At 57.4% G+C, this 22,708-nt stretch carries 21 protein-coding genes and 1 tRNA gene; 4 read left to right on the forward strand and 18 right to left on the reverse strand.

Annotation, left to right across the window (positions count from 1 at the left end):
- Positions 1 to 354: 354 nt before the first annotated feature.
- Entirely contained in the window at positions 355 to 1,689 is a 1,335-nt protein-coding gene (rmuC, locus tag KSY55_RS06550; RefSeq protein ID WP_217749620.1) for a DNA recombination protein RmuC, read from the reverse strand.
- A gap of 172 nt (positions 1,690 to 1,861) precedes the next feature.
- Here rmuC and KSY55_RS06555 point away from each other — a divergent pair, with 172 nt between their 5' ends.
- Positions 1,862 to 2,746: a copper-transporting ATPase gene (locus tag KSY55_RS06555; RefSeq protein WP_217749621.1), complete on the forward strand. Its 885-nt coding sequence runs from the start codon at positions 1,862 to 1,864 to the stop codon at positions 2,744 to 2,746.
- Between the two features lie 154 nt (positions 2,747 to 2,900).
- On the opposite strand, the gene clpB is transcribed toward KSY55_RS06555, so the two are convergent.
- From clpB to KSY55_RS09265, 4 genes are all read right to left on the reverse strand, one after another.
- Complete coding sequence (gene clpB / locus KSY55_RS06560) at positions 2,901 to 5,615, reverse strand: ATP-dependent chaperone ClpB (protein ID WP_171025375.1); 2,715 nt, start codon at positions 5,613 to 5,615, stop codon at positions 2,901 to 2,903.
- A 222-nt stretch (positions 5,616 to 5,837) separates the two neighbouring features.
- Positions 5,838 to 6,659: a fumarylacetoacetate hydrolase family protein gene (locus KSY55_RS06565; RefSeq protein ID WP_217749622.1), complete on the reverse strand. Its 822-nt coding sequence runs from the start codon at positions 6,657 to 6,659 to the stop codon at positions 5,838 to 5,840.
- A gap of 131 nt (positions 6,660 to 6,790) precedes the next feature.
- Positions 6,791 to 7,615 (reverse strand): YggS family pyridoxal phosphate-dependent enzyme, encoded by an 825-nt coding sequence (locus tag KSY55_RS06570; RefSeq protein WP_022245595.1) that lies wholly within the window; start codon positions 7,613 to 7,615, stop codon positions 6,791 to 6,793.
- Between the two features lie 233 nt (positions 7,616 to 7,848).
- Positions 7,849 to 8,313 carry an HTH domain-containing protein gene (locus KSY55_RS09265; protein ID WP_004223192.1) on the reverse strand — a complete coding sequence of 155 codons (465 nt, stop codon included), beginning with the start codon at positions 8,311 to 8,313 and terminating at the stop codon, positions 7,849 to 7,851.
- A 150-nt stretch (positions 8,314 to 8,463) separates the two neighbouring features.
- On the opposite strand from KSY55_RS09265, the gene KSY55_RS06580 reads away from it, so the two are divergent.
- Positions 8,464 to 9,597 (forward strand): glutamyl-Q tRNA(Asp) synthetase, encoded by a 1,134-nt coding sequence (locus tag KSY55_RS06580; protein ID WP_217749623.1) that lies wholly within the window; start codon positions 8,464 to 8,466, stop codon positions 9,595 to 9,597.
- A gap of 46 nt (positions 9,598 to 9,643) precedes the next feature.
- On the opposite strand, the gene KSY55_RS09115 is transcribed toward KSY55_RS06580, so the two are convergent.
- From KSY55_RS09115 to rpsF, 8 genes are all read right to left on the reverse strand, one after another.
- Positions 9,644 to 9,967 carry a DUF3152 domain-containing protein gene (locus tag KSY55_RS09115; RefSeq protein WP_259330792.1) on the reverse strand — a complete coding sequence of 108 codons (324 nt, stop codon included), beginning with the start codon at positions 9,965 to 9,967 and terminating at the stop codon, positions 9,644 to 9,646.
- The gene (locus KSY55_RS06585; RefSeq protein ID WP_227572367.1) at positions 9,873 to 10,586 is read right to left on the reverse strand and encodes a hypothetical protein; all 714 of its coding nucleotides are present in this window, start codon (positions 10,584 to 10,586) and stop codon (positions 9,873 to 9,875) included. The genes KSY55_RS09115 and KSY55_RS06585 overlap by 95 nt, the downstream gene beginning before the upstream one ends.
- Positions 10,587 to 10,793: 207 nt before the next feature.
- On the reverse strand, positions 10,794 to 11,522 hold the full coding sequence (locus KSY55_RS06590; RefSeq protein ID WP_117656551.1) for an MIP/aquaporin family protein: 729 nt from the start codon (positions 11,520 to 11,522) through the stop codon (positions 10,794 to 10,796).
- Positions 11,523 to 11,722: 200 nt separating this feature from the next.
- A tRNA-Lys gene (locus KSY55_RS06595) sits at positions 11,723 to 11,796 on the reverse strand.
- 583 nt (positions 11,797 to 12,379) lie between these two features.
- On the reverse strand, positions 12,380 to 12,826 hold the full coding sequence (rplI, locus tag KSY55_RS06600; RefSeq protein ID WP_004223169.1) for a 50S ribosomal protein L9: 447 nt from the start codon (positions 12,824 to 12,826) through the stop codon (positions 12,380 to 12,382).
- Between the two features lie 19 nt (positions 12,827 to 12,845).
- Positions 12,846 to 13,094, reverse strand: a complete 249-nt coding sequence (gene rpsR / locus KSY55_RS06605; protein ID WP_003833963.1) for a 30S ribosomal protein S18 — start codon at positions 13,092 to 13,094, stop codon at positions 12,846 to 12,848.
- A 60-nt stretch (positions 13,095 to 13,154) separates the two neighbouring features.
- Positions 13,155 to 13,814: a single-stranded DNA-binding protein gene (locus KSY55_RS06610; RefSeq protein WP_055063700.1), complete on the reverse strand. Its 660-nt coding sequence runs from the start codon at positions 13,812 to 13,814 to the stop codon at positions 13,155 to 13,157.
- Positions 13,815 to 13,870: 56 nt separating this feature from the next.
- Positions 13,871 to 14,158 carry a 30S ribosomal protein S6 gene (gene rpsF, locus KSY55_RS06615; RefSeq protein ID WP_003810120.1) on the reverse strand — a complete coding sequence of 96 codons (288 nt, stop codon included), beginning with the start codon at positions 14,156 to 14,158 and terminating at the stop codon, positions 13,871 to 13,873.
- A 264-nt stretch (positions 14,159 to 14,422) separates the two neighbouring features.
- Between rpsF and KSY55_RS06620 the strand changes: the two genes are divergently transcribed.
- Positions 14,423 to 15,436, forward strand: a complete 1,014-nt coding sequence (locus KSY55_RS06620) for a ribose-phosphate diphosphokinase (RefSeq protein ID WP_004223162.1) — start codon at positions 14,423 to 14,425, stop codon at positions 15,434 to 15,436.
- A 175-nt stretch (positions 15,437 to 15,611) separates the two neighbouring features.
- Here KSY55_RS06620 and KSY55_RS06625 read toward each other — a convergent pair whose 3' ends face one another.
- The 4 genes from KSY55_RS06625 to KSY55_RS06640 form a co-directional block, all read right to left on the reverse strand.
- Positions 15,612 to 16,589 carry a ribokinase gene (locus KSY55_RS06625; protein WP_117754727.1) on the reverse strand — a complete coding sequence of 326 codons (978 nt, stop codon included), beginning with the start codon at positions 16,587 to 16,589 and terminating at the stop codon, positions 15,612 to 15,614.
- Between the two features lie 120 nt (positions 16,590 to 16,709).
- Entirely contained in the window at positions 16,710 to 18,161 is a 1,452-nt protein-coding gene (locus KSY55_RS06630) for an MFS transporter (RefSeq protein WP_022244580.1), read from the reverse strand.
- 65 nt (positions 18,162 to 18,226) lie between these two features.
- Positions 18,227 to 19,183: a nucleoside hydrolase gene (locus KSY55_RS06635; protein ID WP_004223152.1), complete on the reverse strand. Its 957-nt coding sequence runs from the start codon at positions 19,181 to 19,183 to the stop codon at positions 18,227 to 18,229.
- A gap of 270 nt (positions 19,184 to 19,453) precedes the next feature.
- Entirely contained in the window at positions 19,454 to 20,512 is a 1,059-nt protein-coding gene (locus KSY55_RS06640) for a LacI family DNA-binding transcriptional regulator (protein ID WP_034879799.1), read from the reverse strand.
- Positions 20,513 to 20,716: 204 nt separating this feature from the next.
- Between KSY55_RS06640 and KSY55_RS06645 the strand changes: the two genes are divergently transcribed.
- A complete protein-coding gene (locus tag KSY55_RS06645) occupies positions 20,717 to 21,190 on the forward strand; it encodes a hypothetical protein (RefSeq protein ID WP_065439610.1) in 474 nt (157 codons plus the stop codon).
- 414 nt (positions 21,191 to 21,604) lie between these two features.
- On the opposite strand, the gene rfbB is transcribed toward KSY55_RS06645, so the two are convergent.
- A complete protein-coding gene (gene rfbB, locus KSY55_RS06650) occupies positions 21,605 to 22,654 on the reverse strand; it encodes a dTDP-glucose 4,6-dehydratase (protein ID WP_217749630.1) in 1,050 nt (349 codons plus the stop codon).
- Positions 22,655 to 22,708: the final 54 nt, after the last annotated feature.

Genomic DNA, 22,708 nt, shown 5'->3' on the forward strand with positions numbered 1-22,708 from the left:
TCGTTCTGAGTCGGCGGCGCTGGTCCGTATTTATTGTTTTTCTTTTGCTTGTGGCCGCATGGCCGGACCGTCCATGTCCAACCACGAACCGCGACGCGCCCTACAACACTGTGAACGTTAACGGTCTATGTTCTATTCAAAGCTATGGTGACTTTCACCACAATCCCAGCCAGTAACAATTCAATAACAATTCCAGCCAGCAGCCCCTTTGCAACAAAGACGGCGGAAGCCGGACAATCCCCTTAAAAGAGCCTCATCAAGGATTTATAGACCCCCATACAAAGCCAAATAGCATTACAACACCCGCTGCAGCACTTGCTCCAAAGCACCCATAATACACCCTTTTCGCAGCACCTACTGCTCGTTGGTTTCAGGGGCGGTGAGTTCGCGGATGTCGGCCTTTTCTGGCGCGATCATGTTTACGGGTTCGATGATTCTGCTCTGGTCGACGCGCTGCAGCTTGCGTGCGGTGACCAGCACGCGCGATTCCAGTGACGAGGCGAACGCATTGTAGGCACCGACCGTTTTGGTGATGGCGGACCCCAGCTTGGTGGCGCGATCGCCCAACACCGCGAACCGTTCATACAATTCGCGGGACAGGTCGAACAGCATTTTCGCGTCATCGGTCAGGCTTTGCTGCTGCCACGCGTATGCCACGGATTTCAGCACCGCCCATAGGGTAATCGGCGAGGTCAAAGCCACCTTGCGTGCAAACGCGTCATCCATCAGCGTCGGGTCAGTTTCCAAAGCCGCCTGCAGCAGGGATTCGTTGGGGATGAAGGCGATCACAAAATCGGGGGCATCGGCGAACGCGTTCCAATAGGCCTTGTCGCCCAAGGTCTTCACATGTTCACGCACTGCCTTGGCATGCGCATGCAGCAGCTCCGACTTTCGCGTCAGCTCCTCGGGCGTGGCGGTATCGGGAATCTCGCACGCCTTCTGGTAGTCGGCATACGGAGCCTTGGCATCGATCGGAATGGTTTTGCCGCCCGGCATATGGATGATCATATCCGGACGCTGCGTACGCCCATCCACGTCGGTGACGACCACCTGGGTGTCAAAATCCACATGCTCCAGAAGCCCCGCGGATTCCACGATGTTCCTCAGCTGCGCCTCACCCCACGCGCCGCGCACCTTGTTGTTGCGCAACGCGGACGACAGGGCGTTGGTTTCGCGGTCAAGACGAGCCTGCTGCTCGCCAAGCCCCTTGAGCTGCTCGCCAAGCGCACCCATTTCCCGCTTGCGACCCTCTTCGATCTGCGAAACCTTCTGCTGCAGGGCGTCAAGATTCTTTTGCACGGGCGCGAGCGCGGACAATACCTTGCTCTGCTCCTGCAGTTTTCGCTCGTTTTCGGCCTGCTTGCGTTCCGCTTCGGCCGCGGCACGCTCACGCTCCCGCTCCACACGTTCCTGTTCGGCCCGCTGGGCCTGCGCGAGCTGCGATTTGAGATAGGTCAACTGCTGGGCCAACCCTTCCGCCTGCGTGCGGTATTGGGTCACCGCCGTGGACAATTCGCTGATTTCCTGCCGATCAGCTTCGATCTGCGCTTTCGCCTCGTTAAGATCAGCGGTTTTCGCATCACGGGCCATTTCCTGCCCTTTGGAACGGCCCGCGAAAAAGCCGGCCGCGGCTCCAAGCACGGCCACAACCACCAGAAGAATCACCACAAACACAGGATTATCGAACATATGTTCTATATAACAGCATGACCAAGACATCTTGGAAGATCAAAGTTCGCAAGACATCCATGCCCAGCTGCATTATGCTTGGAGCCGAAAGCATGCTCACGAACATGCGGCAACGCGAGCACGCTGAATATTCGAGAGGCATTCAAGAGGCAATCCGGGGGTTCGGAAACACATGGGATTCGATTTGTTTATGACGGTGGCGGCGATTGTTGCGGCGGCCGTGGCCACTTGGGCCATCCTCAGGCTATTCCTAAGCGAAAACGATGACATAGCCCCCTCCCACCAACGCATCACCGATGACAAGCCCGCCAAGAATCACACCGAAAATCACACCGAAAATCCAGACGAGGCAGCCGGCGCAACACACCGAAGCGACATCGCCAAGAGTCTCGCCATCGCAACCATACTGACCGCTCCCACATTCACCGTAACCATGCTGACATTCGGCGGCATCACACTTCCCCACTGGCTGACCAATCCATGGCTGCACGCCATCATCGCCACGCCGGTCATGTTCTACTGCGCCGCGCCGATGCACAATCGTGGCACCGCCGCCCTGAAAAGCCACACGCCCAACGCGGATTCGCTGCTGTCGCTCGCCATGACCATTGTGTACGTCTACAGTCTGCTAGCGTGCGTGGTGTCGTGGATTTTCCCCGCGGGGTCACGCAATCAGTATTTCGCTTTCGCAAGCATGGTCGCCGTGCTATCGCTTGCAATTTCGCTGATCGCGCAACGCCCCATGGCAAAGAAAGCATCGGAAGGCGATATTCCGACCGCACAATCGCAAGAAAAGCAAGAAATACAATCGCAAGAAACGCAAGAAACACAGCAAAGCATGGATACGCTTATCCAGGCCAGCATCACATGTGAGATTCGCACGCGGGTAACGCAGATTACCGCGACCGTGACGATGGTCATCGCGGTGTGGACGTTCGCTTTGTGGCTGATTTTCGGGCTTCAGCCGAAGCTTGCGATTGCCGTGTTGATCGGTGCGACGGTTTTGACGGTCGCAGGCTTGGTTTTGCAGGCATACGACCGCCAACCGTCACGGTAAAACGGTTTTCGCAAAAGAAAATCGCGCAATCGCACGAAAAATGGGCGGACCCGCATGTGCGCAGTCCGCCCACCGTCAACGGTTAGACCGTTTTCGTGACTCGGCCAATCAACAGTCAGTCAGGCCAAACCGATCAGCCGAATGACTCCGACCGTCACTTAGCCTCTGCCGAAAAATCGTCGTCAATCTGCCCCGGCGCCCACGAGGAGAGCTCCAAATGGTCGCCGCCGGTCTGATCCACAAGCACGGTGTCGCCGTCGTGCACTTCGCCGGCCAGCAGCATGCGCGCCAACTGGTCGCCGACTTCGGTTTGTACCAAACGACGCAGCGGGCGAGCGCCATACGCCGGGTCGTAACCGGTGTTAGCGAGCCAATCGCGCGCCGAATCGGTAACATCCAGCTTGATGCGGCGATCCGCCAAGCGGGCCGAAACCTGCGCCACCTGAATGTCCACGATGCCGCCGAGCTCTTCGCGCGTAAGCGGGTGGAACATAACCAGTTCATCCAAGCGGTTGATGAATTCCGGCTTGAACTGCATATGCACGGCGTCCATCACGGCCTTCTTCTTGGCTTCGTCATCCAGTTCGGTGTTCACCAGGAACTGCGAGCCAAGGTTGGAGGTCATGATCAGAATCGTGTTCTTGAAGTCCACGGTCCTGCCCTGCCCGTCGGTCAAACGGCCGTCGTCGAGCACCTGCAACAGCACGTCGAATACTTCAGGATTGGCCTTTTCAACCTCATCGAACAGCACCACCGAATATGGGCGGCGACGCACGGCCTCAGTCAGCTGGCCACCCTCCTCATAGCCGATGTAGCCTGGCGCAGCACCGATCAGACGAGACACGGAGGCCTTCTCCATGTACTCGCTCATGTCAATGCGCACCATGGCCTTTTCATCGTCGAACAGGAAGTCGGCGAGCGCCTTGGCGAGCTCGGTCTTGCCCACGCCGGTCGGGCCGAGGAACAGGAACGAGCCGGTTGGGCGGTTCGGGTCGGAAATGCCCGCACGCGAACGACGTACCGCATCGGAAACCGCTTGAATGGCTTCCTTCTGGCCGATCACACGTTTGCCGAGATAGTCTTCCATGGTCAGCAGCTTCTCGTTTTCGCCTTGCATGAGGCGTCCGACGGGAATGCCCGTCCAGTCGGACACGATTTCGGCCACGGAGTCGGCGTCAACGCGGTCCGGCACCATCGGAATATCGCCACCCAAGCCACCGTCAGCACCGCCTGCCGCACTGTTCTTGGCCGCCGCCTCGTTTTGTTCGGCTTGCGCGATCTCCTTCTGGATGGCCGGAATTTCGCCATAGTTGATGGCGGAGGATTTCGCCAGATCGCCTTCGCGTTCATACCGTTCGGCTTGGGTGCGTAGTTCGTCGAGCTTCTTGCGCAGGTCGCCGATGCGGTTGTGCCCGTTCTTTTCGGCGTCCCAGCGTGCTTTCAGACCGTTGAGTTTCTCGCTTTTGTCGGCGATTTCCTTGTTGAGGTCGTCGAGACGTTCCTTGGCGCTTTCATCAAGCTCGTTTTCCGCTTTCTGCGCGGCGGCATCGTCTTTCGGATTGCCAAGCAGGTACGATTTTTCCATCTTGAGACGGTCGACCTGACGCTGCAGTTCGTCGATTTCCTCAGGCGAGGAGTCGAGTTCCATGCGCAGGTGCGATGCGGCCTCGTCAACCAGATCGATGGCTTTGTCCGGCAGCTGACGGCCGGAAATATACCGGTTCGACAGCGTCGCCGCGGCCACGAGCGCATCGTCTCCGATGGTCACCTTGTGGTGGGCTTCGTATTTCGGTGCGATGCCACGCAGGATGGCGATGGTGTCTTCCACGCTCGGCTCTCCTACGAACACCTGCTGGAAACGGCGTTCCAATGCCGGATCCTTTTCGATGTTCTCACGGTATTCGTCGAGTGTGGTGGCACCGATCAGGCGCAGTTCGCCTCGCGCGAGCATGGGTTTGAGCATGTTGCCTGCGTCCATGGATCCTTCGGCCGCGCCCGCGCCGACGATGGTATGGATCTCATCGATGAACGTGATGATCTGCCCGTCTGCGTTCTTGATTTCCTGCAGCACGCTCTTCAGGCGTTCCTCGAACTCGCCACGGTATTTCGAACCTGCCACCATGGAGCCCAGATCAAGCGAGATGAGCTTCTTGTTTTGCAGGGTGGTCGGCACATCGCCGGCGACGATACGCTGCGCGAGGCCTTCCACCACGGCGGTTTTGCCCACGCCAGGCTCGCCGATCAGCACCGGATTGTTCTTGGTGCGGCGGCTCAGGATCTGGATGACTCGGCGGATTTCCTGATCGCGGCCGATCACGGGGTCGAGCTTGCCTTCTTTCGCGGCTGCCGTCAGGTCGGTCGAATACTTTTCGAGGGCTTTGTAGGAGCCTTCGGCGTCGGGACTGGTCACTTTCGCGCCTCCTCGGATCGTGGGCACGGCTTTGCGTAGCGCGTCGGCGGTCACGCCGTATTGTTCCATGATTTGCGCGCTCTGATTCGGCTTTGCCGCCGCGATGGCGATGAGCAGATGTTCGGTGGATACGTATTCGTCGCCCATCTGCTGCATTTCCTTGCCGGCTTGCGCAAGTACTGCGGATAGTTGCCTGCTGACTTGCGGTTGCGCGGTGGTCGATCCGCTGGCGCTTGGCAGCGCGTCCTGCGCTTGGTGCACGGCGGCGCTGATGTTTTGCGCGTTGCCGCCCGCGGCTTCGATCAGACCGCGGATCACGCCGTTTTCCTGGCGCAGCAGCGCGTCAAGCAGGTGCAGGGTTTCGACTTGCGCGTTGCCTGCTGCCGACGCGTTCTGTACGGCGTCGGAAATGGCTTCCTGCGCCATTGTGGTGAACTTCTGTTCCATATCATCCTCCATGGTTCGCGCCGATCGTCCGTTTTTCGCACGTTCGCGTCGACGCATATGTCGTTGTCTGATATGCTCAACCGACTTCACCACCATTCTATTCCCAAAAGTTGAGCCTGCAACACTCAACTTTTGTTCACTAAACGGGAAATCGCGAACAACGCAGCACAAAGGCCGTCACCCACGAAAGGTGACGGCCTTCATATCTTCAATATGTCAATCAGCAATCGGCAATCAGCCGCGCACCACCACGTTGCGCAGGCTGCCGATGCCTTCGACGTGCACGATCGCCTCGTCGCCCGGATCAAGATGGCCGGAAGCGTTCGGCGTGCCCGTCAGAATCACATCGCCCGGCAGCAGCGTCGTAAAGCTGGAAATCGCGGCGATCTGCTCGGGAATGCCGTGAATCAGGTTCGCCGTGGTGCCGGAAGCCAGCTCGACGTCCTCGCCATTCAGCGTGAAGGAGATCTTCGCGTCCTTCCAATCCAAGTCGTCACGGGTCACGATCCATGGGCCGAGCGGGCAGGAGGTGTCGAAGCCCTTCGCGCGCGTCCACATCGGGTCGAACCCCTGCAAGTCGCGCAATGTCACGTCATTCACGCAGGTGAAGCCGAGCACATAGTCCATGGCCTGTTCGACCGGCACGTTCTTGGCGATGCGGCCCATCACCACGGCCACTTCTGGCTCGAAATTCATGTCGTTCGAATATGACGGGATCACGATCGGATCATCCGGACCAATCACCGACGTGCTCGGCTTGGAGAAGATCACCATGTCTTCCGGAGCATGCTTGATGTCGGAATGGCCTGCTTCATGCATGAACTGCGCGTGCGCCTCGTAATTCTTGGCCAGGCCATACACCTTCGACGGAATCACCGGGGAAAGCAGGCGAATGCCGTCGCCGTCCACCGGAAAACGCTCGCCGGTCGGCTTCACGCCGGCACCGGCCAGAGGATGCCCCTCAAGCGCTACGAGATAGTCCTTGCCGTCGCTTTCGTCGGTCTGCACGAAAGCGTATTGCGGTACATCATTATGCGAAAAACGTGCGATTCTCATGCTTGCCAGTCTACCCGCAACAATCGTCGAATCGTTCATATCATCGACATGCGGCGCCCGGCAATCAAAAACATCGAAAAAAAAAAAACGGGCCATCACATCATGCGAAGGCCCGTCACAGGAAGAAAACGTCAGATAAAAGCACGCTCGCCGAAAATCGCGGTGCCGACGCGCACGATGGTGGATCCTTCCGCAACCGCAAGTTCCATGTCGCCGGTCATGCCCATCGACAGTTCGCGGCAGGATTGCGTGCCCGGCTCGCCGGATTCGAGAATATGGTCGCGGGTTTTGCGCAGGTGCTCGAATCCCTTGCGGATGGCGGTTTCGTCGTCGACATGCGCGCCGATGGTCATCAGCCCCTGCAATTCAAGTCCGTCCAATGTACCGATTTTTTGCGCGATGCGGATGGCATGCGAGGGATCGCAGCCGGATTTCGACGCCTCACCCGATTCGTTGACTTCCAGCAGCACGCCCACGGTGATGCCGCGCGCCACGGCCCTGCGCGAGATTTTCTCCGCCAAGTCAAGGGAATCAACCGATTCGATGGTGTTGACGACCGGCAGCACTTTGCCGATCTTATTGCTTTGCAGCTGGCCGATCAGATGGAACGGAATATGCTCACCCGCAATAGTGGAAGCGCCGGCATCGTCGGCAACGCCCAACGTGAATCCGCGCTCCCCGCAACGTGCCATCAATCCTTCGGCCTTCGCCATCACTTCCTGCGGACGATTCTCGCCGATCATACGCACGCCAGCGTCGATCGCAGCCATGATCTCACCCACGTCGCGCGTTTTCGTGGCGGCAAGCAGGCGTACGGAACCTGCGTCACGCCCGGCATGCTGCTCCGCCGATGCGATGCGGTCCAGTACACGGTGCACGCCATCGGCGATCTGCACGGCACGCACACCGTCGATCACCTCATTGGCAAGATTCTTATGGTCCATATATGCAGTCATGTTCAGCCTCTTGCGTTCAATCCCAACTACCTCTACCAGAGTAAGAAGAAGCCCGTACGACGGTCTGAAGTGAAGCGATAAAGCGACCGATATCCGTACGGGCTAATAAAACAGACGGCAGTAGAAGGGGGAACTTCAAAGACTCCGTCCGACAGCAACTATATGCAAGATTTACTAAACACGCGCCGAAAAAAACTTTTTCTTCAAAAAAAATTTTCTCAGCGAACTCAAATTCAGCCTTGCGATTCGTCTAATTTGCGTTCCAAAGCATCAACGCGTTCCTTCAACGCAAGCACCTGACACGTCAGCGATCGAATCTGCCCCAACTGCACAGTCACCAATCGTTCCCTGGTGTCGGAAGACAAGGCACCCGTCGTGGAATTGCTTCTTGCGGCCGCCATAATATCCAGATCCACTTTCCAACGTGCGATATTACGTTCCACACGCTTGCGCCCGATAATCGCAGGGCTCAACCCAGCCGACGTGAAAATCGTGCTCGGCCGCTCGCCATCCAAATATCGGCGCATGCAACTGATCTGAAAATCACGCGAATACGTGATCCGATTTTCCGTAACCGACTCAACCGCCGGCAACGCACGAAGATACTCGACCTCCGTGTTACTAAACTGCCTTTTCGTCATATCGACCCCATTCATCCGACAAAACGGAATACCATTCTCGTGCTCGTAGATTACCATCACAAACGAACGTACCCGAACGGCATATACTACCACTTTAACGTAAGGCTATGGGGGCTCACGCCACCTGAATCGCCCTACGCTAAACCTAGCTAAACCCCAACGGGTACAGTTGCGTACTGCCACAGTCAACCCACCAAAGGAGCAGCCATGACCGGCCGATTCGCACCAACCCCATCAGGACGCATGCACATCGGCAACGTTTATGCCATGCTCGGAGCATGGCTTTCCGCCCGCAAATCGGGTGATTCCATACGGCTGCGCATCGAAGACATCGACAAGCCACGAGTGGTTCCCGGCGCCGCCGAAACCATGATGCGCGATCTCGAATGGCTTGGTCTCGGTTGGGATGACGAACCGGTATTCCAGTCGTCGCGACACGCCCTATACCAGGAAGCGCTTGAGCTTCTCAGCAAGCTAAGCTTTGACGAAATCAGCGATATTATCAGTACTGGTTTCAACGATTCCAAGCCCTGCAGCACTACAGCAGGCAACGAAGCAACCACCTCTGAGGCAACACCGCTCATCTACCCCTGCTTCTGCTCGCGCGCCGACATCCGCGCCGCCTCTGCACCACAGGAAGGCGATCGTTTCACCGTGTACCCAGGAACATGCCGACGCCTCATCGCCAGCGAACCGCAGCGTGCGAAACAACGCCTCGCCAACAACGACCGCCACTCGATGCGCATCGCCACCGCCGACACCACCATCACCTTCCACGACGAAGTATTCGGCACCCAGCAATACCACCTCGCCCACGACATCGGCGACACCATCGTGCGCCGCTCGGACGGCATCTACTCCTACCAGCTGGCCGTCACCGTGGACGACCTCGACATGGGCATCACCGACATTGTGCGCGGCCGTGATCTGCTTCGCTCCAACGCTTTGCAAATCTACATTCGCAAAGCCCTTATCAACGCGGGATTCAAGCCTTCCGAACCGACACAGCCCTTCCATCCTGCCGACGGTTCCAATAAACCTGACGATGTGACCATCTCATACGCGCATCTGCCCCTCATCGACAACGCAGCCGGCCAACGCCTTGCCAAACGCGAGCGCTCGCTCGATCTCGGCATACTCACGGCACACGGCGCCACCGCGCAACAGATCATCGGCTATTGCGCATGGCTGCTCGGATTGCAGGGAGACCTGAAACACACCAAACCGCAGCCTATGAGCGCCGACGAAGCGCTTGGCGTATTCAGTTGGGATGCCGTTCGCACCAACACGTCAGACCGCACGCTCGATCAAGGCGAGTTCAACGCATATTTCGGACTGTAGGCCCTATTCTGCAGTTTTATTCTGCAGCTCTATTCCGCAATCGCGTTCAGCCAATCCATAATTCCGAATCAAGCGGATATTCGTTGATCGCACAGCCATCCAAAAATATGGACCGCTCCTGCATAAGCGGTGCCGCTTGGCCAGCCCCCGCGCACGTCATCTCATTGTCGATATGCCCCAACCGGTGCCCGACCTCATGATTGATCACCATCGTGCGATATCGCGCCAAGTCGCCGCCTCCCGACATCCACACGTCCGTGCCGGAATTCCAACGATCATCGTTGATAATCACATTGTTGCCCACACGGCAGCTGTATTGCTCCGAACATACCGACGAGAACGTCGGCAAGGTCGACGCTTGGGCGAGCACGATATTGAAATCGCAATTGCCGTCCGTAGAAGGTTCGAAAATCGCGCCTGCGCGCCCATCCATGTTCGCTGTTCAGAATACGAAACACGGCATTCGAAAAATCTTCGACTGATCCGACTTCACCATTGGTGACCACACAGTAATGATATTGCACCATGCCATATCCGCTGTTTTGCGCCGTTTGCTGCGCTTTCGCAAGTATTTCGCTTTTCTGATCGTCCATCAGCGCGGCCGACTGCTCGCGAAGCGCTTTGGTGACGGCGTCTTCCTGCGGTTCCGCCGTTTCCTCCGCTGAGGCCTTTGCGTCTTTCGTTTCCGACGATTCCTGGGTTTTCTTCTCTGATTGTTGCGATTTCTTTTCGGATTTCGCGGATTGATCCGTTTTTTCTGAATGTGTTCCGGAATTGCCGATCTGCGCCGTTTTCGCATGTCCGTTCAGTACCGCGTTGACCAGCACGGCATGCACGCTGCACGACGTACATGACACGATGACGCATAATGCAAGAATCCAAGCCACGACGCTTCTGCGGATGCGGAACGCTTCCGTCCGTTCCCGGCGGCTCATGGTGGCGGCCGCTTTCGGATCGAGCGCACGCAGAATGGTACGAATTCGCTTCAATCCGGCCTCCTTATAACCCTGCCGTCACGCAGGTGGCAGCATATCTCTTCCGCGGCAACACTACCAGCCAACAGTAGGCATGCAAAAAGCCCGCTTCCCCCGTACCGGAAATTTTCCGAGGAAAACAGGCTTTATGCAACAGTTCTCATATATCAAACGCAACTTATGCGACGGTCAGGCAAACAAGTCACGAATGATTGAATGCGATCAGGCGAACAACTTGAACACGAACGCACCCACAATAGCGCCCAGAATCGGGGCGACGACCGGAATCCAAGCCTCGTCCCAGCGGGAGGAGCCCTTGGATGGAATCGGCAGGATGGCGTGCAGCAGTCGCGGCATGAGATCGCGGGCCGGGTTCAGGCCAGGACCGGTCGGACCACCCATGGAGGTCACGAGACCCCACACGATGAAACCAACCACGATGGATGCGGCAGCATGGTCTTCCTCACCCCACGGCAGGGACAGGCAGCACAGTGCGCCGACCACGAGCACGAGGGTGCCGAAAAACTCGTTGACGAAGTAGTTCACGCGATCGTTGTGGGCGTCGGTGGTGCAAAAAGTGCCAAGGATGGCGTCGGCGTCTTCGGTGTCCTTATAGTGCGGATAGTAGGTGATGTATACCACGAGCTGACCGACTGCGGCGCCGAGCAGCTGAGCGATGATGTACGGCAGCACCAGATTCCAGTCGAACAGGCCGTTTACAGCCTGGGCGATGGTCATGGCCGGGTTGATGTGCGCGCCGGAAACGCCACCGAACATGAGCACCGGGAACATCACGCCGAAGCCATAGCCCATGGCGATGTTCAGCCAGCCCGCATGGTGGCCCTTGGTGTTCTTCAGTTCAACGTTCGCGACAGCGCCGTTGCCGAAGATCATCAGAATGGCGGTACCGAAGAATTCGGCCGCAAGTTTGACAAAAGTCGAGTATTCCACTGCTGTTTCCTCTATTGCTTCTTCTCAATAAGAATCAGATTGATGTCGATTCCGCTCTCGGCGGACAACAGCGTCCAACACTACTCCCCGCACTGGAAGTCGAGCACAAAAAGGCTTGACAGGCCGTCGGCTTGCCGGACAGTCATACAGAAATCGGAAAACAAAAAAGCCTTGGAACCGAAGCTCCAAGGCTTTATCTGTGCCCCCTCAGGGATTCGAACCCTGGACACGCTGATTAAGAGTCAGCTGCTCTAACCAACTGAGCTAAAGGGGCGTTGGTCTTGCGAGGTTTTGTTCTCGCTGAGCACGAGAAGTAAATATACTCAGAATCGAGAAGAATGCAACTTTCGGCGTGTCGCGGTTGTAAAACCGCTATTTTTCAACGATTTCGACAGATTACGAAAATCGCAGAAAACGCGATTCAACCATCATATTTCCTACCTAAAGAGCACAATCAAGGCAGGAAATCACAATTTCTTCACAAATTCAGTTCCTTGCAATCCAGTTGCCCAAACGCTCCCGCTAATTCATTTGCACAGCCATGCATGAAAACTGACGGTAAATCGCTCTTCTTGAGTGAATCAGCATGCTTCACGCAACACCCACTTAAGGATTGAGCTTAGGTTGCTTCCAAGCACCGTTTCCGCACGAGAGAAGGAAAGTAACGACCATGACGTGCCCAAGTTGCGACAAACCAACTAATGACGGTGGCTACAACTGATCAAATATGAAAATCCCCCTGCACAACTGTTTTCAGCTGGTGCAGGGGGATTTTCCATGCTTAAGCTCAGACGTATCTCAGTCTGAAGTCATTCGCCGTAACCGCAATGAATGCAGCCATAGCGAATGGGGCCGAATCACTCAGCGACAACCTTCACGGTGAAGGAAGCGGAGATTTCCGGGTGCAGAGCGACGGTTGCAGCGAACTCGCCGGTGGTCTTGATCGGATCCACGGTGATGTTCTTCGGGTTGACGGCAGCCTTGGAAGACAGCGCGATGGCGATCTTGTCGGCGGAGATGCCACCGAACAGCTTGCCGGACTCGGAGACCTTGGCGGCGATTTCGACGACGGAACCCTCGATGAGTTCCTTGGCGGCAACAGCCTCTTCGCGGGTGGCAACGGCCTTGGCCAGACGAGCGCGCTTCATGGCCTCGATCTGGGCGGCAGCGTTCTTGGACCATGCGAAGCCCAGACCCTGCGGAATCAGGTAGTTGCGAGCGTAGCCGGCCTTGACGGACACGACGTCGCCCGGGTGACCCAGGTGATTGACGGACTTGGTGAGAATAACCTTAGTTTCAGCCATTTTTCAAACCTCTCTAAGATCAGCGACCGGAAGTGGCGTACGGCAGCAGAGCCATCTCGCGGGCGTTCTTGATAGCCTTGGCGAGCTCGCGCTGTTCCTGCACGGAAACACCGGTGATACGACGGGAACGAATCTTGCCGCGATCGGAGATGAACTTGCGCAGCAGGGCAACGTCCTTGTAATCGATCTCGGTGACCTTAGCGGCCTTCAGTGGATTCGGCTTCTTCTTAAACGGCTTGACCGGCGGCTGCGGCCTCTTGCGTGACATCTTGATGTTCTCCTTACAATCTGGAAATTGCTTTTCTTTTAAGCTGCGATCCGGGTCGGATCAGAATTCCGGTTCGTCGCTGCTTCCGCCAAATTCGGAGGAGCCAAAGGAACCGAACGATGAGGAACCGGAATTATCCGAATTGCCCCACGGATCCGATGCCGGAGCAGGCTGCACGGCGGGCGCGGCATTGGCTGGAGCGGCAGCCCCACCCTGATAGCCAGCGCCACCGGAATATCCGGCACCGCCCTGATAGCCACCGGCATTGCCGGCGAAGCCACCATTGTTGAATCCGCCATTGCCGCCAGCGAAATTGTTGCCGCCACGATTGCCGGCAAAATTACCACCGTTGGCACTGGAGGTTCGGGTGACCTGGGCGGTCGCATAGCGCAGGGACGGGCCGATCTCATCGACCTGAAGCTCGACGACCGTGCGCTGGGAACCATCGTTCGCCTGGTAGGAACGCTGCTGCAAACGGCCTTGCGCGATCACACGCATGCCCTTGCTCAGGCTCTGCGCGCAATGTTCGGCCATGTCGCGCCACGCGGAGCAGCGCATGAACAAAGCCTGACCATCTTCAAACTGGCCCGTATTACGGTTCCAGGTGCGCGGAGTGGAGGCAATCGTGAAGCTGGCCACGGACGAGCCGTTGCCAACCGTACGGATTTCGGGATCAGCCGTGAGGTTACCCACCACAGTGATAATCGTTTCGCCTGCCATCGTTACCTACTTACTTTGCAGCTTATTGTTTTGCAGCTTGAAAAGCTTGGAATTACTTACTTGCGAAGAATCTTCGTACGGATGACGGATTCGTTCAGGTTCAGCAGACGATCGAGTTCGTCGCTGGTGGCCGGCTCAGCGGAGTAGTTGACCACAACGTAATTGCCTTCGGTCTTACCGGCGATCTCGTAGGCAAGCTTGCGACGGCCCCAGATGTCGATGTTCTCGACAGCACCGCCTTCCTTGGTGACAGTTTCCAGATACTGCTCGGTCAGCTTCTTCAGACCGCGCTCATCCAGCTCAGGATCGGCAATGAACATCAGTTCGTACTTATGCGCAGACATCACCCACCTCCTTCGGACTATCGGCCATGGACCTTCCATGGCAGGAGTGTGTATGCGTACTGCCTTCACGCATCTATATATGAAAGGTATAAAGATACAGTTCAGACAACCTGTTCAGCATAGCCCTTCTGCTGGACGAGCGGCAATTGCGCACGTTCTGTGGTGCAGGCGCGTCATGGGCACCCGCATTGTTATATTGAATACGGCTATTTTTGTACGGTTGGTACCGTATTTACGCGACTCTAGATTTGTGGAAGGCGAAGCATGTCGGCGATTCTCGAAGGCACCCCGGATAAGAAATTGGCTTTGGTGACGGGTCGTGCGTACCCTGAGCAGGCCCATGAAACCGCGAAATACCTGGGAATCGACGTACTTGAGACCACGGCTTACGATTTCGCCAACGGCGAGATGTATGTGCGTTACACCGAGCCGGTGCGTGGCGCCGATGCGTTCGTGATGCAGGCGCACACCGAGCCGATCAACAAGTGGATTATGGAGCAGCTCATCATGGTTGACGCCATGAAGCGCGCTTCCGCCCGTTCCATTACCGTGGTCGCGCCGTTCCTTGGCTATTCGCGCCAGGATAAGAAGCATCAGGGCCGCGAGCCCATCACCGCCCGACTGATTTTCGACCTGTTCCGCGCAGCCGGCGCCGACCGTATTATGACGGTCGATCTGCATGCCGCCCAGGAGCAGGGTTTCTTCGATGGACCGGTCGACCATCTCACCGCCACTCCGGTGCTGCTTGACTACGTGCGCAACAACATGCCGCTTGAGAACACCACCATCGTGTCTCCGGATGCCGGCCGCATCAAGGTTTCCGAACAGTGGGCCGCGAAGCTGGGCAATCTGCCGCTCGCGTTCATTCACAAGACCCGTGACACCACCCGCCCGAACCATGCCGAAGCGCATGGCATTATCGGCGAGGTCGAAGGTCACGACTGCGTGGTGGTCGACGACATGATCGACACCGCGGGCACCATCTGCGAGGCCGTGCGCACACTGAACAACGCTGGTGCGAAGTCCGTGACGCTGGTTGCCACGCATGGCCTGCTGTCCGGCCCGGCCGTGGAACGCCTGAGAAATTGCGGTGCCAAGGAAATCGTGCTCACCGACACCGTGCCCGTTCCGGAAGAGAAGCGCTTGCCGAACATGACCGTGCTGTCCGTGGCTCCGCTGTTGGCCGCCGGCATCCGTTCCGTGTTCGAATCCGGATCCGTTTCCACGCTGCTCAACGGTCTGCCCGAAGACATGCGTCCCCGCAATATCTACGCCTGATTCGCGCAATCTTTTCAACGTAACAAAAACTCGCCCCATCCGGTCGGCGAGTTTTTTAATGTCAGATCTTCCCAAAAACGGGGTGCCGCATCCTACGTCGGTAGGATGCGGCACCCCGCGTATCAAGAGAGAAAAGAGAAATCTGGCTAGCGTCCGATAGACATCCTCGCTTCCGTTATTTGGCGAATGCTTCGCGGATTTGCGCGGCATTGCCGTAGGAGGCCTGCGCACCATACCCTGTGGCGGCGTATGCCGAAACATACGAGGCAAGCTCGGCCGCTTCGGAAAGCGCCATGCCCGAGGCAAGACCGGCCAGCACCGTGCCCATGAAGGAGTCGCCGCAGCCGGTGGTGTCCACCGCGTTCACATGCACGGGGGCAATGCGCTGGATCGGCGTTGCCGAAGTGGAATCCAATACCACGGAACCATCGCCGCCGAGCGTCACGATCGCCTGTTCGAAACCGAATCCACGCATTGCTTCCAGCGCATGATTCCAATCGAAACCGTCCCAATCGTCGTTTTCCGGCTCGTCAATGCCGAGCAGCTGCACCATCTCATGCTCGTTGACGAGCAGAATATCGGATGCTTCCACCAGTTCGGCCGGCAGCGACGGGGTGAACGGCGAATCGTTGAGCAGCACTTTCACGCCCGCTTCATGGCACATGCGCGCGGCGGCCGTCACCGTTTCGATCGGGCTTTCCAAGCACAGGCCAAGTACGGAAGACCGTGCCAGCGCATCGCGCACGGATTCCACATAATCCACGGTGACCTGCGCGTTCGATCCCGGCGAGTACACGATGGTGTTTTCGCCGGTTGCGTCCACGGTAATCACGGTTGTGCCGGATGGTCCGAGCACGCGGCGAACATGCGTGGTGTTCACGCCCGCCTCGCCCAGAGCGCCGAGTAGGAAGTCGGCGTTGGAATCGGAGCCGACCGCGCCGAACATCTGCACGGTTGCGCCGATGCGCGCTGCGGCGGCCGCCTGGTTGCCGGATTTTCCGCCCGGCAGCAGCTGCAGCGGACCGCCGGTGATGGTCTCCCCCGGCCCTGGCAGACGCTGTGCGGTGACGGTGTAGTCCGCGTTCATCGAGCCGATTACGGACACTGTGCCGTGGATACGGTCCAATGCGGAGAGAACTTCAGTCGCGCTCATCTTTACCTTCCTTACATCAAAAGAAGATTTATGAAAATGGAGATTTGCGAAATAGTGTTGTTCAGTAATCGCAATTATCGCAAATCCCCATTTTTATTATATTGAGGATGTAATGTGCGATTACTTTGCCGATTCCTCGGTTTCCAGCGCATGGTTGCCTTCGTAGATCTTCTTCTTGAAGACGAAGAACACGATCAGGCCAAGCAGTGCGGTACCGGCGGCGACCAGCAGCAGGTTGGCATAGTTGGCGGCAGTGCCGGTTGCGCCGGTGATGGAGCCGCCTGCGAGGGCGTTGGAGCCGAGCAGGCTGCCGATGATGGCGATGCCGATGGACGGGGAAACGTTCATGGCCAGATCGTTCATGCCGACGCCACGGCCGGATTCGTCCTTTTCAATGGTGCCCAGCACGGTGGAGACCACCGGGGAGTACATGAGGCCGCAGCCTGCGTAGAACACACATGCGCACAGGGTCAGCACCACGAAACCGGAGTTCACGCAGAATGCCGCACCGGTCCAGCCGAGGAACATGAGGGTGCCTGCGGTCACGATACCGGCCTTGATTCCGATCTTGCGGATGATCATACCGGAGCAGGTGCCCACCACGGCGGCGACCACGAAGGCCCACACAATGTGCAGGGAGACCTGGGTGGTGGTCATGCCGTAGATGTTGGTGCCGATGGCGTTGAAGATCGGGCTCAGTGCGTAGTTCACGAAGTAGAACACGAGGATCAGGCAGATGGCGCGCAGCCAGCGGGTGTTCTTGAAGAACGCCGGGGTGATGAACGGGTTGGAGGCCTTGTTGATGTAGAAGGCGAATGCCACGAACAGCAGCAGGGAGACCACGAGCATCCACCATGCCATGTACGAGAAGAACAGGGTGAGGAATGCGGTGGCGAAGCCGAAGATCACGAAGCCGAATGCGTCAACCTTCTGCCCGTTGCCGCTCTTGGACGGCAGGGTCTTGAGCAGGATCGGCAGGAACAGGATGGTGACGGACGGGATCAGGAACAGGAACTGCCATGCGATGGAGCTGAGCATGCCGGCTGCGAACACGCCGATGGATGCGGAAAGCTGGTATGCTGCGGTGAATAGACCGAAGAAGATGACCTTCAAATCGTTACGCAGGTACTTGGTGGCCACCACCAGGAAGGCGGAACCTGCCACCTGTTCGCCTGCGGTCTGCAGCACGCGTGCGATGATCACGGTCCACAGGTTTGCGGCGAAGAAGTAGTTTGCCACGAAACCGAAGATGGAGCCGACGAACAGCGTCACGAGACCGACGGTCACAAGCTTACGCAGGGAGACGAAATCGCCCAGGGAACCGTAGATGAAGCACACGATGCCGAGCACGATGCTCGGAAATGCGGTGATCAGGGACGCCTGGTTCGGTGCGCCGACGTCGGCGCCGACCTGCTGGAACACCAGGTTGAAGCCCTGCAGGCACAGGGTGCCGAGCACGAAGGTGATCAGCAGCGGGATCAGGGCGCGGATGGCCATCTTGTTGCTGGTCACCGGATCATCGAACGGATCGGCGGATGCAGTGCCGGTCACGGCGGTTGTGTTGTTAGACATAATAAAAATCCTTGATTCTCTCGAATTGCGCGATATGCGATACGCGATTGCTTGGCCGGTTACGCTTATTCAGCCTTGGCTGCGAGGCCGGAGATGCGGGTCATGAATTCGTTCAGGAAGCGCGGCACGTCGACGCCGACGGCAACCTTCATGGTCTTGGCCGGGTCATTCAAGCGGGTTTCGTCGCCGATGGTGCGTCCGCGGGTCGGGCCTTCCACGTCGACCTTCATATTGATGTCGAGGGTGGTGACGAGGGTCGGGTCCACTGCCACGCCAACGGCGAGCGGATCGTGCAGGCCGCAGCCGCCCAGATGCGGGGACGTGGTTTCGTAAGCCTTGATGTAGAAGTCGGTCATGTCGGCCAGGAACTTGCCGGCCTTGGTGCCGAGGTCGCGCCACTGCTGGGTTTCCTTGTAGGTGAGCAGGGTCTGCAGGGTTACGTCGAGACCGATCATGGTGGTCGGCGCCCCGGAACGGAACAGGTAGTCGGCGGCTTCCGGATCCTGCGAAATGTTGGCTTCCATGCAGGCGTTGCAGTTGCCGGGTACGGTCAGTGCGCCGCCCATAAGCACGATTTGGCCGATTTCATCCTTGATTTCCGGTGCTTTCTTCAGTGCGGCTTCGATGTTGGTCATCGGGCCGGTCGGCACGTAGACGAGATCCTTGCCATAAGTCTTCACTGCGTCGATGATGAAGTCGACCGCAGATTCGGTTTCGACGGAACGGCTGGAATCGGGGATTTCCACGTCGCCGATGCCGTTGTCGCCGTGGATGAACGCGGAGATCGGCAGTACTTCGAAATGGTCGGTGGTGCTGGAGTGCGGCAAACCCTGATACACCTTGACTTCCGGGTGGCCGAGCAGGTCGGTCACGGCCAGTGCGTTGCGCACACCCTGCTCGACGAGCACGTTGCCGTAGGTGCCGGTGATGCCGATCAGTTCAATCTCCGGGCTTCCCAGAGCATACGAAATGGCAAGCGCGTCATCAACGCCGGTATCAAGATCAAGAATCATCTTTTTCATGTGTGTGCCTTTCCTCTTTGACGGCCTGACGACGGTCCGCCACCATACGGGTGCGTCGTCAGTTATACATCGAGCGCATTCTCGATTGTGTTGTGTTGACAAGATTTATGATAAAGCGTTTTATCAAGAACGCAAATTCTTCACCTATACACGGCGTGTTGCCTGTATTCCCAACGATTACAGCATATTGGAGATGCTTACGTCACCACATACCGAGATTGATCTGCACCACCCGTTTTGCACCAGTCTGCAGCATCTAAAAATGGCGGTTTACGCGCAGGCCGCCTGCACCAGTTTCGGCGTAAGCACTTCAACCTGCGGATCGGAAAGCCACGGACGGGCATCCCCTGATTCCGTACCGGACTTGGCACGAACCGCAACATCAATCCGCTTACGCAACATACCCCAACAAGCGGCGGCCAAATCAGTCACGCTCTGCTCAACGGTGGTCATACGCCAACCAAGACCGAATCGTTTGAGAATATTGTCGTAACCAATCACCTGCATATCCTCAGTAACATGCAACCCACGCTCCGCCATACGCTGACGGAAGCCAAGCGCCATCACATCGTTGCAGCAGAACACGGCCGTCGCCCCGCCATCGATGATCTGATTCGCGGCACGATAGCCGCTATCGAAACGGTAATCACCCTCAACACACAGCGAAGAATCAAAATGCTTCCCCGACTGCTCGATGGCATCCACAAAACCACGACGACGCTCCGCGGCACTCGACTCCGCAATATCGCCGGTGACAATGCCAATACGAGTATGACCACCTTCCACCAGATACTGGGCAGCCAAACGACCACCAAGATAGTTGTCAAAACCGACGGCATCGCACCAGCCGCACTGCGTCAAACGGTCGATCAGCACCACCGGGCACGACACAAGCGCCACATCCTCACACAGCTGCTCAACAGCACTCCCAACACACGACTCACGCGCCGGGATCAACATCACCCCATCCACCCCACGGGCAGGAAGACGCTGCAACAACTCATGCTCCGCAGCACGCGAATCATCGGAATTGGCCACAATCAGCGAATACCCCTGCGCGGCGCACTCATCCTCCACACACTTGGCAAGCGCCGCGAAAAACAAGTTCTCAATATCAGGCACGATCAGCGCAACCAGCTGGGACTGCTTGGTCACCAAGCTACGCGCGCTCTGATTCGGCACATAATTCAGCTTCTTCGCCGCGTCGGCAATGGCCTTACGCTTCTCCTCAGACACGCGAGCCGGCCGATTATTCAACACCAGCGAAACCGTCGTCACAGACACCCCCGCAGCAGCGGCCACATCCTTCAACGTCGCACGATACGCCATTCAAACCCCTTAAAACGTTTCTCCTTCCAGCATAAATGCCACGCACTCCTGACGCGCCCAGCACCCCCCATCCACAAACAAATTCCTTTCATAGCAAAATAATCCACATTATTTCCAGTGGTAAATCGTTTTTCGGAAGTGTTTTTTGTATACTCGCAACGTTTTGCCCGAAATGAGAACCGCACAAGAAGAAAGGAACCAGCAATGCAGCCAACCACGCAGAAAAACAATGCGAGACAGCGCAAGACCATCGCCATCGTCGCCGTGATAGCAGTGGTTGCCATCGCGCTCGCAGCCGTTGCCATCATCGCAGTCGCCAATAAGCGCGAAATGACGCAAGCCGCCAGCGACACCTGCACGTTGAACGCGAAGGCGCTCGCCACGCATCAGCAAAACTTCGAAGAGGCTCAGAAAGAAGCCGAAGATGCGGCAAAACTCACCGTGGACGACGTGGCCGACGGCACCACGCTGGAAACCCTGAAGGATGCGATCACGCTGGCCGAAGCCGTGGAAAACGCGCCAACATGCCCCGCGAACGGCAATGCCAGCGACTTCACCAAGGCGACAGACGATATTCGCACGTACGCCGACAACCTGCGCAACATCACCAACGAACTCGACGCGGCCGCCAAGTCGGTGATCGCCAGCCAGGAACTCAAACTCGAGTCCGCCAAGTAAGCCGTCCGAGCCAGACGAGCCGACAGGGCGCCGCCCCTAGCTCCGCCGCCCCTGCGTTCAACGGGGCCAAGTTGCGTTTTCAAACAACTTTGGCCTCGTTAAAGATGACTTTCGCAACGTTTTCACAACCCGATAACCGCCCATACCGCAAATCGATACCCCTTCCACAAAAACCCGAAAGAGCTTATTAACGGGGTCAAAGTTACGTTTTGGACGACTTCACCCCCGCACAAGCGCTTTCGCACCGTATCTGGCTTATATATGGCAGATTCGACAGTCCGACCGGAGGCATTTCCTGACGAAGTCAGCTACTTGCAGCACGTTATTTTCCAATAGCCACTTGCCGAACCCAATTGCCAGGCTGCGCCGCATCCACCATGACGCACCGTCACAAACGTTCCCATCCGACGCGCTTTACTGGCCTTGGGCGCGGTAGCGGGCTTCGGTGGCGGCTTTGGCGGGCTCCCACCAGGCGCGGTTGTCCGTATACCAAGCGATGGTCGCTTGCAAACCGGCTTCGAAATCAGTGTGCACGGGCCGCCAGCCGAGTTCGGTACGCAGCTTGCTGGAGTCAATCGCGTAACGCCGATCATGCCCGGGGCGGTCACGCACCCAGTCGAACGCATCTTCGGCACATCCCATAAGCCGCAGGATCATACGCATCACGGCAATATTGCTCATTTCACCATCCGCGCCGATCAGGTATGTTTCGCCGATTCGCCCGCGTGTAAGAATCTTCCACACCGCGGAAGAGTGGTCTTCCGTATGGATCCAGTCGCGCACGTTCTCGCCTGTGCCATATAGTTTCGGACGCACGCCCTCCATGATGGAAGTGATCTGGCGTGGAATGAATTTTTCCACATGCTGGTACGGCCCGTAATTGTTGGAACAGTTGGAGATCGTGGCGCGAAGCCCGTACGTGCGAACCCAGGCACGCACCAGCTGGTCGGATGCCGCTTTTGACGCGCTGTACGGGCTTGACGGCTTATATGGCGTGCTTTCGGTGAATTTGCATGGATCGTCGAGCGCAAGGTCGCCGTACACTTCGTCGGTGCTGATGTGATGGAATCGCACGTCATGCTTGCGCGCCGCCTCAAGCAGGTGGAACGTACCCTCCACATTCGTTGTGATGAAGGGTTCAGGATTGGCGATGGAGTTGTCGTTATGCGATTCGGCCGCGAAATGCACGATCGCGTCATGCCCGGGCACGATACGTTCCAGTAGTGCAGCATCGCAGATATCGCCTTGCACGAGTTCGACTTGCGATTGCGGAAGACCGGCGATATTCTGCGGATTTCCGGCATACGTCAGCTTGTCGAGCACGGTTATGCGCACGTCAGGATGGTTGTGTGCCACGTAGCGCACGAAATTGGCTCCGATAAACCCACATCCGCCGGTCACGATGATGTTGCGCGGCTTGAAAATCTCACTACTCACGATTTCAGGGTACCGGCAGGGTTGCATCATGGAGCGCTCGTGGGCGATGTCTCGAATCACTAATTCACGTAACCCGCGCAA

The organism is Bifidobacterium sp. MSK.13.1 (assembly GCF_019131435.1).
GTDB classification, from domain to species: domain Bacteria; phylum Actinomycetota; class Actinomycetes; order Actinomycetales; family Bifidobacteriaceae; genus Bifidobacterium; species Bifidobacterium pseudocatenulatum.

Bases quoted from the DNA above. Each gene is read 5' to 3' on its own strand.
- KSY55_RS09265 (WP_004223192.1), bottom strand. From the start codon at position 8,313: ATGGTAATCTACGAGCACGAGAATGGTATTCCGTTTTGTCGGATGAAT.
- clpB (WP_171025375.1), bottom strand. From the start codon at position 5,615: ATGGAGGATGATATGGAACAGAAGTTCACCACAATGGCGCAGGAAGCC.
- KSY55_RS06635 (WP_004223152.1), bottom strand. From the start codon at position 19,183: ATGAAAAAGATGATTCTTGATCTTGATACCGGCGTTGATGACGCGCTT.
- rfbB (WP_217749630.1), bottom strand. From the start codon at position 22,654: ATGCAACCCTGCCGGTACCCTGAAATCGTGAGTAGTGAGATTTTCAAG.
- KSY55_RS06620 (WP_004223162.1), top strand. From the start codon at position 14,423: ATGTCGGCGATTCTCGAAGGCACCCCGGATAAGAAATTGGCTTTGGTG.
- KSY55_RS06625 (WP_117754727.1), bottom strand. From the start codon at position 16,589: ATGAGCGCGACTGAAGTTCTCTCCGCATTGGACCGTATCCACGGCACA.
- KSY55_RS06565 (WP_217749622.1), bottom strand. From the start codon at position 6,659: ATGAGAATCGCACGTTTTTCGCATAATGATGTACCGCAATACGCTTTC.
- KSY55_RS06610 (WP_055063700.1), bottom strand. From the start codon at position 13,814: ATGGCAGGCGAAACGATTATCACTGTGGTGGGTAACCTCACGGCTGAT.
- rplI (WP_004223169.1), bottom strand. From the start codon at position 12,826: ATGGCTGAAACTAAGGTTATTCTCACCAAGTCCGTCAATCACCTGGGT.
- rpsF (WP_003810120.1), bottom strand. From the start codon at position 14,158: ATGTCTGCGCATAAGTACGAACTGATGTTCATTGCCGATCCTGAGCTG.
- KSY55_RS06645 (WP_065439610.1), top strand. From the start codon at position 20,717: ATGCAGCCAACCACGCAGAAAAACAATGCGAGACAGCGCAAGACCATC.
- KSY55_RS06580 (WP_217749623.1), top strand. From the start codon at position 8,464: ATGACCGGCCGATTCGCACCAACCCCATCAGGACGCATGCACATCGGC.
- KSY55_RS06640 (WP_034879799.1), bottom strand. From the start codon at position 20,512: ATGGCGTATCGTGCGACGTTGAAGGATGTGGCCGCTGCTGCGGGGGTG.
- KSY55_RS06570 (WP_022245595.1), bottom strand. From the start codon at position 7,615: ATGACTGCATATATGGACCATAAGAATCTTGCCAATGAGGTGATCGAC.
- KSY55_RS06630 (WP_022244580.1), bottom strand. From the start codon at position 18,161: ATGTCTAACAACACAACCGCCGTGACCGGCACTGCATCCGCCGATCCG.
- rpsR (WP_003833963.1), bottom strand. From the start codon at position 13,094: ATGTCACGCAAGAGGCCGCAGCCGCCGGTCAAGCCGTTTAAGAAGAAG.
- rmuC (WP_217749620.1), bottom strand. From the start codon at position 1,689: ATGTTCGATAATCCTGTGTTTGTGGTGATTCTTCTGGTGGTTGTGGCC.
- KSY55_RS06555 (WP_217749621.1), top strand. From the start codon at position 1,862: ATGGGATTCGATTTGTTTATGACGGTGGCGGCGATTGTTGCGGCGGCC.